The organism is Burkholderia sp. MSMB0856 (genome assembly GCF_001524645.2).
Taxonomy (GTDB): Bacteria; Pseudomonadota; Gammaproteobacteria; order Burkholderiales; family Burkholderiaceae; genus Burkholderia; species Burkholderia diffusa.
The window spans coordinates 1274744-1289730 of record NZ_CP013427.1; the positions used below are offsets into that span (position 1 = coordinate 1274744).

A 14987-nucleotide genomic window follows, 5' to 3' on the forward strand; every position below is an offset into this window, starting at 1 on the left:
TGCAGTCCCCTAGACACCATGAGACTCACCACCAAAGGCCGTTTCGCCGTCACGGCGATGATTGACTTGGCACTGCGCCAGGAGCAGGGCCCGGTGACGCTTGCAGGCATCAGCCAGCGCCAGCGGATTTCGCTCTCGTATCTCGAACAGCTGTTCGGCAAGCTGCGCAGGCATGAAATCGTCGAATCCGTGCGCGGCCCGGGCGGCGGCTACAACCTCGCGCGCCGCGCGCAGGACGTCACCGTCGCCGACATCATCATCGCGGTCGATGAACCGCTCGACGCCACGCAGTGCGGCGGCAAAGGCACGTGCGACGGCTCGAAGCAGCCCGACGGCCATTGCATGACGCACGAACTGTGGTCGACCCTGAACCAGAAAATGGTCGAATACCTCGATTCGGTATCGCTGCAGGATCTCGTCGATCAGCAGCGCGCACGCGAAGGCGCACCCGCGGTGCTGCGCGATCGGCGCACGCCGGAGCCCGTCGCGGCGCCGGCCGAACCGGTGCGCACGATGCCGCTCGGTCCCAATTCGGTGTTCAACATCGCGAGTTCGTGAGCGCGAACGCGCCGCACACCCCATAACGCACATAGTCCCTGCACAGAATTCCCGGAGCGACAGATGACCCAAGAGACTCTCCACCTGCCCATCTATATGGATTACAGCGCGACGACGCCGGTCGACCCGCGCGTGGTCGACAAGATGGTGCCGTATCTGCGCGAGCAGTTCGGCAACCCGGCGTCGCGCAGCCACGCATACGGCTGGGACGCGGAACGCGCGGTCGAGGAAGCGCGCGAGCAGGTGGCCGCGCTCGTGAACGCGGATCCGCGCGAGATCATCTGGACGTCCGGCGCGACGGAATCGGACAACCTCGCCATCAAGGGTGCCGCGAACTTCTACAAGGGCAAGGGCAAGCACATCGTCACGGTGAAGACCGAGCACAAGGCCGTGCTCGACACCTGCCGCGAGCTCGAGCGCGACGGCTTCGAAGTCACCTATCTCGACGTGAAGGAAGACGGTCTGATCGACCTCGACGTGTTCAAGGCCGCGCTGCGCCCGGACACGATCCTCGTATCGGTCATGCACGTGAACAACGAGATCGGCGTGATCCAGGACATCGAGACGATCGGCGAGATCTGCCGCGAGAAGGGCATCGTGTTCCACGTCGACGCCGCACAGTCGACCGGCAAGGTCGAGATCGACCTCGCGAAGCTGAAGGTCGACCTGATGTCGTTCTCGGCGCACAAGACCTACGGCCCGAAGGGCATCGGCGCGCTGTACGTGCGCCGCAAGCCGCGCGTGCGCATCGAAGCGCAGATGCACGGCGGCGGCCACGAGCGCGGCATGCGTTCGGGCACGCTGGCGACGCACCAGATCGTCGGCATGGGCGAAGCGTTCCGCATCGCGCGTGAAGAAATGGCGACCGAGAACGAGCGCATCCGCATGCTGCGCGACAAGCTGCTGCGCGGCCTGTCGCAGATCGAGGAAACGTACGTGAACGGCGACATGGAGCACCGTGTCCCGCACAACCTGAACATCAGCTTCAACTTCGTCGAAGGCGAGTCGCTGATCATGGCGATCAAGGACGTCGCGGTGTCGTCGGGCTCCGCGTGCACGTCGGCGTCGCTGGAGCCGTCGTACGTGCTGCGTGCACTCGGCCGCAACGACGAACTCGCGCACAGCTCGATCCGCTTCACGGTCGGCCGCTTCACGACGGAGCAGGACGTCGACTTCGTGATCGCACTGCTGAACAGCAAGATCGCGAAGCTGCGCGAACTGTCGCCGCTCTGGGAAATGCACCAGGAAGGCATCGATCTGTCGACGATCGAATGGGCCGCACACTGAACACCGCATTGAATACATTCGCGGGCGGATTTGCGCACGCAGACGTAACGAGTCAAGGAGTCTGAGTCATGTCATACAGCAACAAGGTTCTGGATCACTACGAAAACCCGCGTAACGTCGGTTCGTTCGCGAAAGACGACGACGCGGTCGGCACGGGCATGGTCGGCGCGCCGGCCTGCGGCGACGTGATGAAGCTGCAGATCCGCGTCGGCGCGGACGGCGTGATCGAAGACGCGAAGTTCAAGACGTACGGCTGCGGTTCGGCGATCGCGTCGAGCTCGCTCGTGACCGAATGGGTGAAGGGCAAGACCCTCGACGAGGCGCTGTCGATCAAGAACACGCAGATCGCCGAAGAGCTGGCCCTGCCGCCGGTGAAGATTCACTGCTCGATTCTCGCGGAAGACGCGATCAAGGCAGCCGTGGCCGACTACAAGAAGCGCCACGACACGAAGGAAGGCGATCAGGCAGCGGCCTGAGCGGCATCGAGCGGCTTGTGAAGGAACGCGGCGGCCCCGGGTGGCGCGCCGCGGCAAGGACATCATGGCAATTACACTGACCGAAAAAGCAGCACAGCACGTCCAGAAATACCTCGTCCGTCGCGGCAAGGGTGTGGGCCTGCGGCTTGGCGTTCGCACGACCGGGTGCTCGGGGCTCGCGTACAAGCTCGAGTATGTCGACGAGCTGGCCCCCGAGGATCAGGTGTTCGAGAGCCATGGCGTGAAGGTCGTCGTCGACCCGAAGAGCCTCGCGTACATCGACGGCACCGAGCTCGACTTCGCACGCGAAGGCCTGAACGAAGGGTTCAAGTTCAACAACCCGAACGTCAAGGACGAGTGCGGTTGCGGCGAATCGTTCCGCGTGTGACGCGGGTATCCGCGCGATGCGGGCAAGAGGCGGCACGAGCCGCCTTTTTAATGTGCGGCGTTTGCCGCGCGACGAACCGGAATTGAACGCGACGATGGTTTCGCTGAAAGACAGCCACTTCGATCTGTTTCACCTGCCGGCGCAATTCGCGCTCGACGAGGCTGCGCTCGACAGCGCGTATCGCACGGTGCAGACGCAGGTTCACCCGGACCGCTTCGCGGCGGCCGGCGACGCGCAAAAGCGCATCGCGATGCAATGGGCGACCCGTGCGAACGAAGCCTACCGCACGCTGCGCGATCCGCTGAAGCGCGCGACCTATCTGCTGTCGCTGCGCGGCGTCGATATCGGTGCCGAAAACAATACCGCGATGGAGCCCGCGTTCCTGATGCAGCAGATGGAGTGGCGCGAAGGCATCGAGGATGCCGCGGCCGCCCGCAACGTCGACGCGCTCGATGCGCTGCTCGCCGAGCTGCGCGACGAAAAGCGCGTGCGCCTCGAGCGCCTCGGCACGCTGCTCGACAGCGCCGCCGATCAGGCCGCCGCCGAAGCCGTGCGTCAGCTGATGTTCATCGAACGGGTCGCGTCGGAAGTGGGCGCGCAGATCGAGCGCCTCGAAACTTAACCGCGTGCCTCGCGGCACGCGCAGCAAACGGGCCGAGCGCCCGAACGAACCAAGATGGCTTTACTGCAAATTTCCGAACCGGGCATGGCGCCGGCGCCGCACCAGCGGCGACTCGCTGTCGGGATCGATCTCGGCACGACGAACTCGCTCGTCGCGGCCGTGCGCAACAGCGTGCCCGAAGTGCTGCCGGACGAGGCAGGCCGCGCGCTGCTGCCGTCGGTGGTCCGTTATCTGGAGCAGGGCGGCCGCCGCATCGGCCACGAAGCGAAGGAACAGGCCGCGACCGATCCGCGCAACACGATCGTGTCGGTCAAGCGCTTCATGGGCCGCGGCAAGGCGGAAGTCGAAGGCGCGGCGAACGCGCCTTACGAATTCGTCGATGCGCCGGGCATGGTGCAGATCCGCACGATCGACGGCGTGAAGAGCCCGGTCGAAGTATCGGCCGAGATTCTCGCGACGCTGCGTTACCGAGCGGAAGACACGCTCGGCGACGAACTGGTCGGCGCGGTGATCACGGTGCCCGCGTACTTCGACGACGCGCAGCGCCAGGCGACGAAGGACGCCGCGCGTCTTGCGGGCCTCAACGTGCTGCGCCTGCTGAACGAACCGACCGCGGCCGCGATCGCCTACGGTCTCGACAACGCGGCCGAAGGCCTCTACGCGGTGTACGACCTCGGCGGCGGCACGTTCGACCTGTCGATCCTGAAGCTGACCAAGGGCGTGTTCGAAGTGCTGGCCGCGGGCGGCGATTCCGCGCTCGGCGGCGACGATTTCGACCACGCGCTGTTCGATCACGTACTTGCGCAAGCCGGCATCGATGCGAAGACGCTCGCGCCCGAGGACGTGCGCCTGCTGCTCGATCGCGTGCGCGTGCTGAAGGAAGCGCTGTCGTCCGCGCCGCAGGCGTCGCTCGACGTGACGCTGTCGAGCGGTGCCCGGATCGAGCAGACGATCTCGCACGACACGTTCGCCGCGCTCGTCGAGCCGCTCGTGCAGCGTACGCTGACGCCGACCCGCAAGGCATTGCGCGATGCGCAGGTGAGCCCGGCCGACATCAAGGGCGTCGTGCTCGTCGGCGGCGCGACGCGCATGCCGGTGATCCGCGAGGCGGTCGCGAAGCATTTCGGCCAGCCGCCGCTCGTCAATCTCGATCCGGACCAGGTCGTCGCGCTCGGCGCGGCAATCCAGGCCGACCTGCTCGCCGGCAATCGCGGCAGCGGCGACGACTGGCTGCTGCTCGACGTGATCCCGCTGTCGCTCGGCGTCGAGACGATGGGCGGTCTCGTCGAGAAGATCATTCCGCGCAATTCGACGATTCCGATCGCGCGTGCACAGGAATTCACGACCTTCAAGGACGGTCAGACCGCGATGGCGATCCACGTCGTGCAGGGCGAGCGCGAGCTCGTCGCCGACTGCCGGTCGCTCGCGCGGTTCGAGCTGCGCGGCATCCCGCCGATGACGGCCGGTGCGGCGCGCATCCGCGTGACCTACCAGGTCGATGCGGACGGGTTGCTGTCGGTGTTCGCGCGCGAGCAGCATTCGGGCGTCGAGGCGTCGGTCGTCGTGAAGCCGTCGTACGGCCTCGCCGACGACGACATCGCGAAGATGCTCGAGGACAGCTTCAAGACCGCCGAGATCGACATGCGGGCGCGCGCGCTGCGCGAAGCGCAGGTCGAGGCCGAGCGGATGATCGAGGCGACGCAGGCGGCGCTGGCGGCCGACGGCGAATTGCTCGACGACACCGAACGCACGCAGGTCGACGCGCTCGTCGCGGCGCTGCGCACGATCGCGCAGGGCGATGACACGGACGCGATCGAAACCGCGACGAAGACGCTGGCCGCCGGCACCGACGAATTCGCGGCGCGCCGGATGGACAAGAGCATCAAGCGCGCACTGTCGGGCCGACGGCTCGACGAGATCTGAACGAACTGCGCGCGGGCCGGCGACGGCCCGCGCGATATTGAACCGTGCGGCGCCAGTCGCCGCACCCTGACTGACGGAACGGACATGCCTCAACTGGTGGTGCTGCCTCACGTCGAACTGTGCCCGGACGGCGCAGTGATCGACGCGACGCCCGGCAAGAGTATTTGCGACAACCTGCTCGACAACGGGATCGAGATCGAGCATGCGTGCGAGAAGTCGTGCGCATGCACGACCTGCCACGTGGTGATCCGCGAGGGCTTCAACGATCTCGACCCGTCCGACGAGGACGAAGACGACCTGCTCGACAAGGCGTGGGGCCTCGAGCCGACGTCGCGCCTGTCGTGCCAGGCAATCGTGAAGGAAGATTCTGACCTGGTGGTCGAGATCCCGAAGTACTCGATCAACCACGCGAAGGAAAATCACTGACGGATCGGCGGGGCGGACTCGCCGCGCACACGGGAGAGCAGGCCATGAAATGGACCGATTCGCGCGAAATCGCCATCGCGCTGGCAGACAAGCATCCGGACGTCGATCCGCAGCGGATCAATTTCGTCGACCTGCGTCAATGGGTCATCGAACTGGACGGCTTCACCGACGACCCGGCGCACTCGGGCGAGAAGATCCTCGAAGCGATCCAGGCCCACTGGATCGATGAATCCGACTTCGACGACGAAGACTGAGATTCCCTGTGGCGCCTCGCGCCATGCGGCTCCGGCAACGCTCCCGCAAAAAGAAAAGGCTCGTGAAGCATCACGAGCCTTTTTCATTTCCGGCGCGGCGCAAGGGCCGCCCGGCGAGACGTCAGGCGTTACGCGCCGACCAGCGTCCCGTTCTCGATCCGCACGCGCTGGCCCTGGCCGAACGGCGGCGGGTTGTGGTACGTGAACGTGCGCGTCGCGCCGCTTTCCATCTGGACCTGCACCTGGTAGTCGGTTTCCGCGCGCACCTGCTTCTCGACCTGATTGCCGGCGAGACCGCCGCCGAGCGCGCCGATGATCGTCATCGCCGTGCGGCCGTTGCCGTGACCGAACTGGTTGCCGAGCAGGCCGCCGGCCGCTGCGCCGCCGACCGCGCCGATCCCCGAGCTCTGGCCCGGCGTACGCGTCTGCGTGATCGCGACGACGGTGCCGCAGGTCTGGCAATAGGCCGGCTGTGCGGGCGCGGACGGCTGCTGCGCGTATTGCGGCGGTTGCGGCGCCGGCGTATGGCGGCGATGCGTGGCGGCAGGGCGCGGCGCGGGCTTCGGTTCGGCCTGGGCTGCCGCCGCTTTCTCGGCCGCCGCCTTCTGCTGCGCGGCCTGTTCGGCTGCCTGCTGCTGCGCTTGCGCGGCGAGCGCGGCGCTGGCCGCAGCGGCCGTATCGACGGCCGGCTGCGACGCGATCAGCGCGGCCTGGGTCTGGCCGTTCTGCGCATTGTTGCTGTTCGCCTTCGGGAAGATGCCCGTGATCGCTGCGGTGGCCGCGAGGCTCGCGACGATCACGGCGCCTGCCGCGGTCGCGATGAGCGGGTGAAGGCGTTGCTTTTGCGGCGTGGTTTGATTCTGGTTGTCCATTTTGTTCTCCGGTGTCGACCTGGCTTCGCACGTTGGTGCCGGCCGGATCCCACGCTCGGGAGCGAGCAGACTCGGCGTTCCGGCGCCGCGTTCTGGTCCCGTGGTCATGCGTGGTGACGCAACAGGAGTGTCATTCACGGGCGAGGGTCGCACCGTATCAAGGTGTAACGAATTGCTGCAGCGGGGCGGCGGGCGTTACAGGGAAAACCCGGAGAAGGCCGCCGCGACGAGGAGATAAAGCGGGGGAGGATCAAAAACCGGCGAACGCCGGCGGGCGGGATTTACGCGTGGTTACAAAGCTGACGCGTGCGCGCCGCAGGGCGCGGCGCACACGCGGGATCGGCCGTCAGTCTTCGCGGCGCAGGTGCGGGAACAGCAGCACGTCGCGGATCGTCGGGCTGTCGGTCAGCAGCATCACGAGACGATCGATGCCGATCCCGCAACCACCCGTCGGCGGCATCCCGTGTTCGAGCGCGCGGATGTAGTCGGCGTCGAAGAACATCGCTTCCTCGTCGCCTGCATCCTTCTGCTCGACCTGCTTCTTGAAGCGCGCGGCCTGGTCTTCCGGATCATTCAGCTCCGAGAAGCCGTTCGCGATCTCGCGGCCGGTCATGAACAGCTCGAAACGCTCGGTGATGCCCGGCACCGTATCCGATGCGCGTGCGAGCGGCGACACCTCGACCGGGTAATCGATGATGTAGGTCGGCTCCCACAGCTGCGATTCGGCGGTTTCCTCGAACAGCGCGAGCTGCAGCGCGCCGATGCCGGCGTTCAGGAAGGCCGGCTGCGACACGTCCACGCCGAGGCGCTTCAGTTCGGAGCGCAGGAACGCGTCGTCCGACAGCTGGCCGTCGGTGTACTGCGGCGCGTACTTCTGGATCGCCTGCGTGATCGTCAGGCGGTGGAACGGCTTCGCGAGGTCGAGCTCGCGGCCCTGGTACTGGATCGTCGCGGTGCCGAGCGCATCGATCGCCGCCTGGCGGATCAGCTGCTCGGTGAAGTCCATCAGCCAGCGGTAGTCGGTGTACGCGGCGTAGAACTCCATCATCGTGAATTCCGGGTTGTGGCGCGGCGACACGCCTTCATTCCGGAAGTTGCGGTTGATCTCGAACACGCGTTCGAAGCCGCCGACGATCAGGCGCTTCAGGTACAGCTCCGGCGCGATGCGCAGGAACATCTGCATGTCGAGCGCGTTGTGGTGCGTGACGAACGGCTTCGCCGCGGCGCCGCCCGGGATCGGGTGCAGCATCGGCGTTTCGACTTCCATGAAGTCGGCGTTGTCCATGAACTTGCGGATCGACGCGATGGTCTTGGTGCGCGCGCGGAACGTGTCACGCGTTTCCGGCGTGACGATCAGGTCGACGTAGCGCTGGCGATAGCGCATTTCCTGGTCGGCGAGGCCGTGGAACTTGTCCGGCAGCGGACGCAGCGCCTTCGACAGCAGGCGCAGCTCCTTGCACTGGACCGACAGCTCGCCCTTGTTGGTGCGGAACAGCACGCCGCGCGCGGCGACGATGTCGCCGAGATCCCACTTCTTGAATGCGTCGTAGGTTTCCGCGCCGACGTCGTTCGGCGTCACGAAGAACTGGATCTGGCCCGAACCGTCCTGCACCGTCGCGAAGCTCGCCTTGCCCATCACGCGCTTGAGCATCATGCGGCCGGCGACCGATACCTCGACCGGGTTCGCCTCGAGCGCGGCCTTGTCCGAGTCGGCGAATTTCGCCTGGAGATCGGCGGCGTGATGCGTCGGCCGGAAATCGTTCGGATAGGCGACGCCTTGCTCGCGCAATGCGCGCAGCTTCTCGCGGCGCTCGGCGATGATCTGGTTTTCGTCCGCCGCGACGGCGGGCTGCGTTTGGGTCGGTTCGGTCATGATGGTCGGAATTCGGAGTGGGTGCGGCAACGCAACGGGAAGGGCGGCGCGACCGCAGGGGCCGCGCCGCGGCGCTTACACGCCCTGTTTGAGGCTCGCGCTGATGAAGTCGTCGAGATCGCCGTCGAGCACGGCCTTCGTGTTGCTCATTTCGACGTTCGTACGGAGGTCCTTCACGCGGCTCTGGTCGAGGACGTACGAGCGGATCTGGTGACCCCAGCCCACATCGGTCTTGCTCGATTCGAGCTTGTCCTGCTCGGCCTGGCGCTTGCGCATTTCGGCTTCGTACAGGCGCGACTTCAGCATGGCCATCGCTTCGGCGCGGTTGCGGTGCTGCGAGCGGTCGTTCTGGCACTGCACGACGATGCCGGTCGGCATGTGCGTGATCCGCACGGCCGAGTCGGTCTTGTTGATGTGCTGGCCGCCCGCGCCCGATGCGCGGTACGTGTCGATGCGCAGGTCGGCCGGGTTGACCTCGACTTCGATCGAGTCGTCGATTTCCGGATACACGAACACCGACGAGAACGACGTGTGGCGGCCGCCCGACGAGTCGAACGGCGACTTGCGCACGAGGCGGTGGATGCCGGTTTCGGTGCGCAGGAAGCCGTACGCGTATTCGCCCGACACCTTGATCGTCGCGTTCTTGATGCCCGCTACGTCGCCGTCGGACTCTTCGAGCACTTCGGCCTTGAAGCCCTTGCGTTCGCAGTAGCGCAGGTATTGGCGCAGCAGCATCGACGCCCAGTCGCACGCCTCGGTGCCGCCGGCGCCGGCCTGAATGTCGATGAAGCAGTTGTTCGGGTCGGCCGGGTTCGAGAACATCCGGCGGAATTCGATGTCGCCGACGCGCGCTTCGAGCTTCTTCGCGTCGTCTTCGGATGCGACGAGGGTGTCTTCGTCGCCTTCCTCGCGTGCCAGCTCGAACAGGTCGAGCGCATCGCGCAGGTCGCTATCGAGTGCCGTCAGCGTCGTGACGACGCCTTCGAGCAGCTTCTTCTCGCGGCCGAGTGCCTGAGCGTTCTTCGAATCGTTCCAGACGTTCGGGTCTTCGAGTTCCTTGTTGACTTCGGTCAGACGCGCAGATTTGGCGTCGTAGTCAAAGATACCCCCGAAGCTCGCCCGCGCGCGTGCGCAGGTCGAGCAGGGAGCTTTCGATCGCGTTGAGACGTTCCGCTTCCATGATCGTTCGCTATTCTTGCTTCGTAAAAAAGCGGAATTATAGCCGATCGGCGGGGTTTCCCGGTGACGCGGAACGTGCTTGCATGCGCGCCGCGGCCCCGTTCGGCGCGGCGCGCATGCGGCCCGCGCGTGCCGCGGGCGGGTTGGCCGGGCGGGCGGCGCTCAGCCGGCCGCGTGTTCGACGATCAGCTGGACGCGCGTCACGCCGTTCCACGTGTCGGCCACGAGGCGGTACGCGATCAGCGCGCTCGCCGGAAGCGGCTCGGTGTGGTTGAACCAGATCGCGTTGAAGCGCTGGCGGCCGCGCGCCAGCTGCAGCTTCAGGTGCTTTTCCTTCACGAGCGACTGCGACACGACGTCGAATTCGCCGGAGAAAAGCGGGGCCGGAAAGCCCTGACCCCAGACGGCTTCGTCGAGCAGCCCGACGAACTGCGGCGTGAAATACGCTTCTTCGAGTTCGCCGTCGGTCTCGATCACGCGCGCCAGCGCGTCGTCGGACAACCACTCGCGCGCGACGGCCTCGAACGCGGCCGCGAAGCGCGGCACGTTGTCGGTGTCGAGCGTGAGGCCGGCCGCCATCGCGTGGCCGCCGAACGCGACGATCAGGTCGGGTTCGCGCTTCGATACCAGGTCGAGCGCGTCACGCAGGTGGAAGCCGGGAATCGAGCGGCCCGAACCTTTGACCCGCGTGCCGGCTTCGTCCGCATGCGCGAACGTGAACGACGGGCGGTGGAATTTCTCCTTGAGCCGCCCGGCGACGATGCCAATCACGCCCTGGTGCCATTCGGGGTTGAACAGCGTGATCGTGCACGCATCGGCCGGATCGACGTCGGCGAGATCGGCCAGCGCCTGCTGCTGCATGCCGGCCTCGATCTCGCGGCGCTCGCGGTTCATCGTGTCGAGCTGCTGCGCGAGGTCCCACGCGCGGCCGATGTCGTCGGTGATCAGGCACTCGATGCCGAGCGACATGTCCGAGAGCCGCCCGGCGGCGTTCAGGCGCGGGCCGAGGCCGAAGCCGAGGTCGAAGCCCGATGCGGTGCGCGCCTCGCGGCCGGCCGCGCGGAACAGCGCGGCGATGCCCGGCTGCATGCGGCCGTTGCGGATGCGCTGCAGCCCCTGCGCGACGAGCACGCGGTTGTTGCCGTCGAGCCGCACGACGTCGGCGACGGTGCCGAGCGCGACGAGGTCGAGCAGCCCGTCGAGGCGCGGTTCGGCCTCCTTGCTCGCGAACGCGCCGCGGCGGCGCAGCTCGGCGCGCAGCGCGAGCAGCACGTAGAACATCACGCCGACGCCGGCGATGTGCTTGCTCGGGAATGCGCAGCCGGGCTGGTTCGGGTTGACGATCGCGCGCGCGGCGGGCAGCGCGTCGCCGGGTAGGTGGTGATCGGTGACGAGCACGTCGATGCCGCGCGCGTTCGCGGCTTCGACGCCCGCGACGCTCGCGATCCCGTTGTCGACGGTGATTAGCAGGTCGGGCTTGCGCGCGGCCGCGAGTTCGACGATCTCGGGCGTGAGCCCGTAGCCGTATTCGAAGCGGTTCGGCACCAGGTAGTCGATCTGGGCGCCGAACATCCGCAGGCCACGCACTGCGACCGCGCACGCGGTCGCGCCGTCGCAGTCGTAGTCGGCGACGACCAGCAGGCGCCGCTTGTCGGCGATCGCGTCGGCGAGCAGCGCCGCGGCGTCTGCGCAGCCTTTCAGTTCGGTGGGCGGGACGAGGCGCGCGAGGGCCGTCTCGATGTCGGTCGGGGACTGCACGCCGCGCGACGCATAGAGGCGCGCGAGGACGGGATGCAGGCCGTGGCGCGCGAGCGCTTCGGCGTCGGCGGGCGCGACGGGGCGGGTAACGATCCGGGTCATACAGGTCGGGTTATTCGAACAGGGATGCCAGCGCGCGGCGACGCCAGAACTTGCGCAGGTCGCCGCGCGTCGCGTGCAGCGTCACGGAGCTGGTGTCGCCGCACAGCGTGAAATCGACGCCGGCCAGCTCGCCGTTCTGCAGCGCGGCGAGGGACGGCGCGAACCAGTCGCGCTCGAGCGCGGCGAGCGCATCGTGCCAGCGTGGCCAGTCCTGCTCGATGTACGGGGCGGACAGCGTGGGCAGCTCGACGAGCGTCGCGCCGGCGGCGGCGGGCAGTGCGTCGAGTGCGGCCGGCACGCCGCCGGCTTCGGCTTGCGCGGCGCGCGCGAGGCCGAGCGCCGCGGGCGACGCGGACAGCACGCGCGCGAACGGCTTGCCGACCGGCTTCAGCGTGCCTTGCGCGTGGAACCAGATCGAATTGACGGCGGGCAGCCCGCGCGCTTCGCGCGCTTCGTTGACCGGATGCTGGAACCACGCCATCTGCACTTCGTTCTGCAGCTTCATCCACATCCGCGAGCGTTCGCCGGTGTGCGCTTCGTGCGGCAGCCAGATCTCGATGTTGCGGCCGCTCGCGCGCAGCGGCGCTGCGCCGGCGAGACGGGCGAGCTGCTCGCTGGACAGGTACCAGCGCGCCGGCTGCGGCGCCTCCAGCCGCACGCCGAGCTCCTCGATCAGCGGGCGCGCGACCGCCAGCAATGCGGCGGCGTCGCCGTCGTCGAGCGCGAGGCTCGCCGGGTCGACGAGCACGAGGTGATCGTGCGCGATTTCGACGTGGACGGGTTCGACGCACGCCCAGGCCTGGGTGCCCGGGTCGCCGCCGTCCGCCAGCAGCATGTAGGGCGCGAGCGGCGCCTCGTCGGCGGCGTTGCCCTGGGTCGCGCCGAACTGGCGGGCCAGCCAGCGTTCGTGTGGCAGCGTGCGCTGGAAGTCCTCGCCGGCCACGCGCTCGACGAGGCTTGCGCGGGCGAGCAACTTTTCGAGCGCGGGGCTGTCCAGCGTGTGCAGGGACGAGGTCGCATCGGCCGCCGACGGCAGCGCGAACGGAACGAGAAAATGGAGGCGTCGGTCGTGCATGATGGTGCGCATTGTATGGCAAACTGCGCGCGTGATCGGGCCGGCGGACGGCCCGATTGCGTCCGGCGACCGTTTTTTCGGCCGTGCCCGGGCGGTCGGCCGCCGCCGGACGGCGCTCCGGCCACGGGCCGCCATCCCCGCCGTAACCAGCAGAAAGGATTCGCTTGAAACTTCCGTACGAATGGCAGATCGGCTGGCGCTACACGCGCGCCGGCAAACGCACGACCGGCAACGGCTTCATTTCCTTCATCGCGCTCGTTTCGATGCTCGGGATCGCGCTCGGCGTCGCGGCGCTGATCGTCGTGCTGTCCGTGATGAACGGCTTCCAGAAGGAAGTGCGCGACCGCATGCTGTCGGTGCTTGCGCACGTCGAGGTATTCTCGCCGACCGGCTCGATGCCCGATTGGCAATTGACCGCGCAGGAAGCGCGCCGCAATACGTCGGTGATCGGCGCGGCGCCGTACGTCGACGCGCAGGCGCTGCTCACGCGCCAGGACGCGGTGAGCGGCGTGATGCTGCGCGGCGTCGAGCCGTCGCTCGAACCGCAGGTGTCGGACATCGGCAAGGACATGAAGGCGGGCCAGCTCGCCGCGCTCGTGCCCGGCCAGTTCGGCATCGTGCTCGGCGACGCGCTCGCCGGCAACCTCGGCGTGACGGTCGGCGACAAGGTCACGCTCGTCGCGCCCGAAGGCACGATCACGCCGGCCGGGATGATGCCGCGGCTCAAGCAGTTCACGGTGGTCGGCGTGTTCGAGTCGGGCCACTACGAATACGACAGCACGCTCGCGATGATCAACATCCGCGATGCGGAGGCGCTGTTCCGGATGTCCGCGCCGACCGGCGTGCGGCTGCGGCTCACCGACATGCAGAAGGCGCCGCAGGTCGCGGTCGAGCTGTCGCATACGCTGTCGGGCAGCCTGTACATCCGCGACTGGACCCAGCAGAACAAGACCTGGTTCTCGGCCGTGCAGATCGAGAAGCGGATGATGTTCATCATCCTCACGCTGATCATCGCGGTGGCCGCGTTCAACCTCGTGTCGTCGCTCGTGATGACGGTGACCAACAAGCAGGCCGACATCGCGATCCTGCGCACGCTCGGCGCGCAACCAGGCTCGATCATGAAGATCTTCGTCGTGCAGGGCGTGACGATCGGCTTCGTCGGCACCGCGTCGGGCGTCGCGCTTGGCTGCCTGATCGCGTGGAGCATTCCGTGGCTGATCCCGATGATCGAGCATCTGTTCGGCGTGCAGTTCCTGCCGCCGTCGGTGTACTTCATCAGCGAGCTGCCGTCGGAGCTCGTCGCGGGCGACGTCATCAAGATCGGTCTGATCGCGTTCGTGCTGTCGGCCGTCGCGACGCTCTATCCGAGCTGGCGCGGCGCGAAGGTGAAGCCGGCGGAGGCGCTGCGCTATGAATGATCGCGCGACCGCATTGGCGGATTCACGACAACCCATCAGACAGGATTCGGCAGGTATGCAGGAATACGTGCTTCAGGCGCGCGGGATCACGAAGGCGTTCGTGCAGGGCGGCTTCAACGTGCAGGTGCTCAACAACACCGAGCTGACGGTGCGGCGCGGCGAGAAGCTCGCGGTCGTCGGCGCGTCGGGCTCGGGCAAGAGCACGCTGCTGCACGTGCTGGGCGGCCTCGACGAACCGAGCGCGGGCGAAGTGTCGCTGCTCGGCAAGCCGTTTACGCAACTCGCCGAGCGCGAGCGCAACGAGCTGCGCAACCGCGCGCTCGGCTTCGTCTACCAGTTCCATCACCTGCTGCCGGAATTCACCGCGCTCGACAACGTCGCGATGCCGCTGCGCATCCGCCGGATGACGACCGAGGATGCACGCGCGCAGGCACAGGCGATGCTCGAACGCGTCGGTCTCGGGCCGCGTGCGAAGCATCGGCCGGGCGAGCTGTCGGGCGGCGAGCGGCAGCGCGTGGCGATCGCGCGTGCGCTGGTGACGAAGCCCGCGTGCGTACTCGCCGACGAGCCGACCGGCAACCTCGACGGCACGACCGCCGACACCGTGTTCAACCTGATGCTCGAACTGTCCGAGACGCTCGAAACGAGTTTCGTGATCGTCACGCACGATCCCGAGCTCGCGGCGCGCTGCGACCGCATCATGCGCCTGCGCGACGGCGTGCTGCACGAGGAGCCGGCGCTGCCGGTGTGAACGAACGCCCCGCCGTGCCGCCGGG

The 14987-nt window shown here is 67.4% G+C and carries 15 protein-coding genes; 10 read left to right on the top strand and 5 right to left on the bottom strand.

The features are described 5' to 3' along the window. Nucleotides 1–18 precede the first annotated feature (18 nt). The 8 genes from iscR (at nt 19) to iscX (ending at nt 5934) form a co-directional block, all read left to right on the top strand. Entirely contained in the window at nt 19–558 is a 540-nt protein-coding gene (gene iscR / locus WS87_RS07060) for a Fe-S cluster assembly transcriptional regulator IscR (RefSeq protein ID WP_009691731.1), read from the top strand. Nucleotides 559–621: 63 nt separating this feature from the next. Next, the gene (locus tag WS87_RS07065) at nt 622–1845 is read left to right on the top strand and encodes an IscS subfamily cysteine desulfurase (RefSeq protein WP_059535854.1); all 1224 of its coding nucleotides are present in this window, start codon (nt 622–624) and stop codon (nt 1843–1845) included. A 68-nt stretch (nt 1846–1913) separates the two neighbouring features. Continuing rightward, a complete protein-coding gene (gene iscU / locus WS87_RS07070) occupies nt 1914–2321 on the top strand; it encodes a Fe-S cluster assembly scaffold IscU (RefSeq protein WP_009691729.1) in 408 nt (135 codons plus the stop codon). A 64-nt stretch (nt 2322–2385) separates the two neighbouring features. Next, nucleotides 2386–2709: an iron-sulfur cluster assembly protein IscA gene (iscA, locus tag WS87_RS07075; protein WP_011885413.1), complete on the top strand. Its 324-nt coding sequence runs from the start codon at nt 2386–2388 to the stop codon at nt 2707–2709. A 94-nt stretch (nt 2710–2803) separates the two neighbouring features. Continuing rightward, entirely contained in the window at nt 2804–3331 is a 528-nt protein-coding gene (hscB, locus tag WS87_RS07080) for a Fe-S protein assembly co-chaperone HscB (RefSeq protein ID WP_034176899.1), read from the top strand. Nucleotides 3332–3385: 54 nt separating this feature from the next. Further along, nucleotides 3386–5254: a Fe-S protein assembly chaperone HscA gene (hscA, locus tag WS87_RS07085; RefSeq protein WP_059817839.1), complete on the top strand. Its 1869-nt coding sequence runs from the start codon at nt 3386–3388 to the stop codon at nt 5252–5254. Nucleotides 5255–5338: 84 nt separating this feature from the next. Continuing rightward, a complete protein-coding gene (fdx, locus tag WS87_RS07090; protein WP_059464189.1) occupies nt 5339–5680 on the top strand; it encodes an ISC system 2Fe-2S type ferredoxin in 342 nt (113 codons plus the stop codon). A 44-nt stretch (nt 5681–5724) separates the two neighbouring features. Further along, nucleotides 5725–5934, top strand: coding sequence for a Fe-S cluster assembly protein IscX (iscX, locus tag WS87_RS07095; RefSeq protein ID WP_040144569.1), 210 nt, complete (start codon nt 5725–5727; stop codon nt 5932–5934). A 128-nt stretch (nt 5935–6062) separates the two neighbouring features. Here the strand turns inward: iscX and WS87_RS07100 are convergent, their stop codons facing one another. The 5 genes from WS87_RS07100 to WS87_RS07120 all read right to left on the bottom strand — a co-directional run bounded on the left by WS87_RS07100 (nt 6063) and on the right by WS87_RS07120 (nt 12805). Then, nucleotides 6063–6806: a glycine zipper 2TM domain-containing protein gene (locus WS87_RS07100; RefSeq protein WP_059817837.1), complete on the bottom strand. Its 744-nt coding sequence runs from the start codon at nt 6804–6806 to the stop codon at nt 6063–6065. Nucleotides 6807–7152: 346 nt separating this feature from the next. Beyond that, nucleotides 7153–8679, bottom strand: a complete 1527-nt coding sequence (gene lysS, locus WS87_RS07105) for a lysine--tRNA ligase (protein WP_059535844.1) — start codon at nt 8677–8679, stop codon at nt 7153–7155. A 75-nt stretch (nt 8680–8754) separates the two neighbouring features. After that, a protein-coding gene (gene prfB, locus WS87_RS07110; protein WP_107938119.1) for a peptide chain release factor 2 occupies nt 8755–9859 on the bottom strand; the annotation gives its coding sequence in 2 pieces (ribosomal slippage) (nt 8755–9777 and nt 9779–9859; 1104 coding nt in all). Nucleotides 9860–10020: 161 nt separating this feature from the next. Then, nucleotides 10021–11718, bottom strand: coding sequence for a single-stranded-DNA-specific exonuclease RecJ (gene recJ / locus WS87_RS07115; RefSeq protein ID WP_059817835.1), 1698 nt, complete (start codon nt 11716–11718; stop codon nt 10021–10023). A gap of 10 nt (nt 11719–11728) precedes the next feature. Beyond that, nucleotides 11729–12805 (bottom strand): hypothetical protein, encoded by a 1077-nt coding sequence (locus WS87_RS07120; RefSeq protein WP_059817833.1) that lies wholly within the window; start codon nt 12803–12805, stop codon nt 11729–11731. 152 nt (nt 12806–12957) lie between these two features. Between WS87_RS07120 and WS87_RS07125 the strand changes: the two genes are divergently transcribed. After that, nucleotides 12958–14211 carry a lipoprotein-releasing ABC transporter permease subunit gene (locus tag WS87_RS07125; protein WP_059535838.1) on the top strand — a complete coding sequence of 418 codons (1254 nt, stop codon included), beginning with the start codon at nt 12958–12960 and terminating at the stop codon, nt 14209–14211. Nucleotides 14212–14266: 55 nt separating this feature from the next. Further along, on the top strand, nt 14267–14962 hold the full coding sequence (gene lolD / locus WS87_RS07130) for a lipoprotein-releasing ABC transporter ATP-binding protein LolD (protein WP_059450449.1): 696 nt from the start codon (nt 14267–14269) through the stop codon (nt 14960–14962). The last annotated feature ends 25 nt before the right edge of the window (nt 14963–14987 follow it).

Coding starts and splice junctions, on each gene's coding strand:
- iscA (WP_011885413.1), top strand. CDS start 2,386: ATGGCAATTACACTGACCGAAAAAGCAGCACAGCACGTCCAGAAATAC.
- WS87_RS07100 (WP_059817837.1), bottom strand. CDS start 6,806: ATGGACAACCAGAATCAAACCACGCCGCAAAAGCAACGCCTTCACCCG.
- fdx (WP_059464189.1), top strand. CDS start 5,339: ATGCCTCAACTGGTGGTGCTGCCTCACGTCGAACTGTGCCCGGACGGC.
- lysS (WP_059535844.1), bottom strand. CDS start 8,679: ATGACCGAACCGACCCAAACGCAGCCCGCCGTCGCGGCGGACGAAAAC.
- WS87_RS07120 (WP_059817833.1), bottom strand. CDS start 12,805: ATGCGCACCATCATGCACGACCGACGCCTCCATTTTCTCGTTCCGTTC.
- iscX (WP_040144569.1), top strand. CDS start 5,725: ATGAAATGGACCGATTCGCGCGAAATCGCCATCGCGCTGGCAGACAAG.
- hscB (WP_034176899.1), top strand. CDS start 2,804: ATGGTTTCGCTGAAAGACAGCCACTTCGATCTGTTTCACCTGCCGGCG.
- recJ (WP_059817835.1), bottom strand. CDS start 11,718: ATGACCCGGATCGTTACCCGCCCCGTCGCGCCCGCCGACGCCGAAGCG.
- lolD (WP_059450449.1), top strand. CDS start 14,267: ATGCAGGAATACGTGCTTCAGGCGCGCGGGATCACGAAGGCGTTCGTG.
- iscR (WP_009691731.1), top strand. CDS start 19: ATGAGACTCACCACCAAAGGCCGTTTCGCCGTCACGGCGATGATTGAC.
- hscA (WP_059817839.1), top strand. CDS start 3,386: ATGGCTTTACTGCAAATTTCCGAACCGGGCATGGCGCCGGCGCCGCAC.
- iscU (WP_009691729.1), top strand. CDS start 1,914: ATGTCATACAGCAACAAGGTTCTGGATCACTACGAAAACCCGCGTAAC.
- WS87_RS07065 (WP_059535854.1), top strand. CDS start 622: ATGACCCAAGAGACTCTCCACCTGCCCATCTATATGGATTACAGCGCG.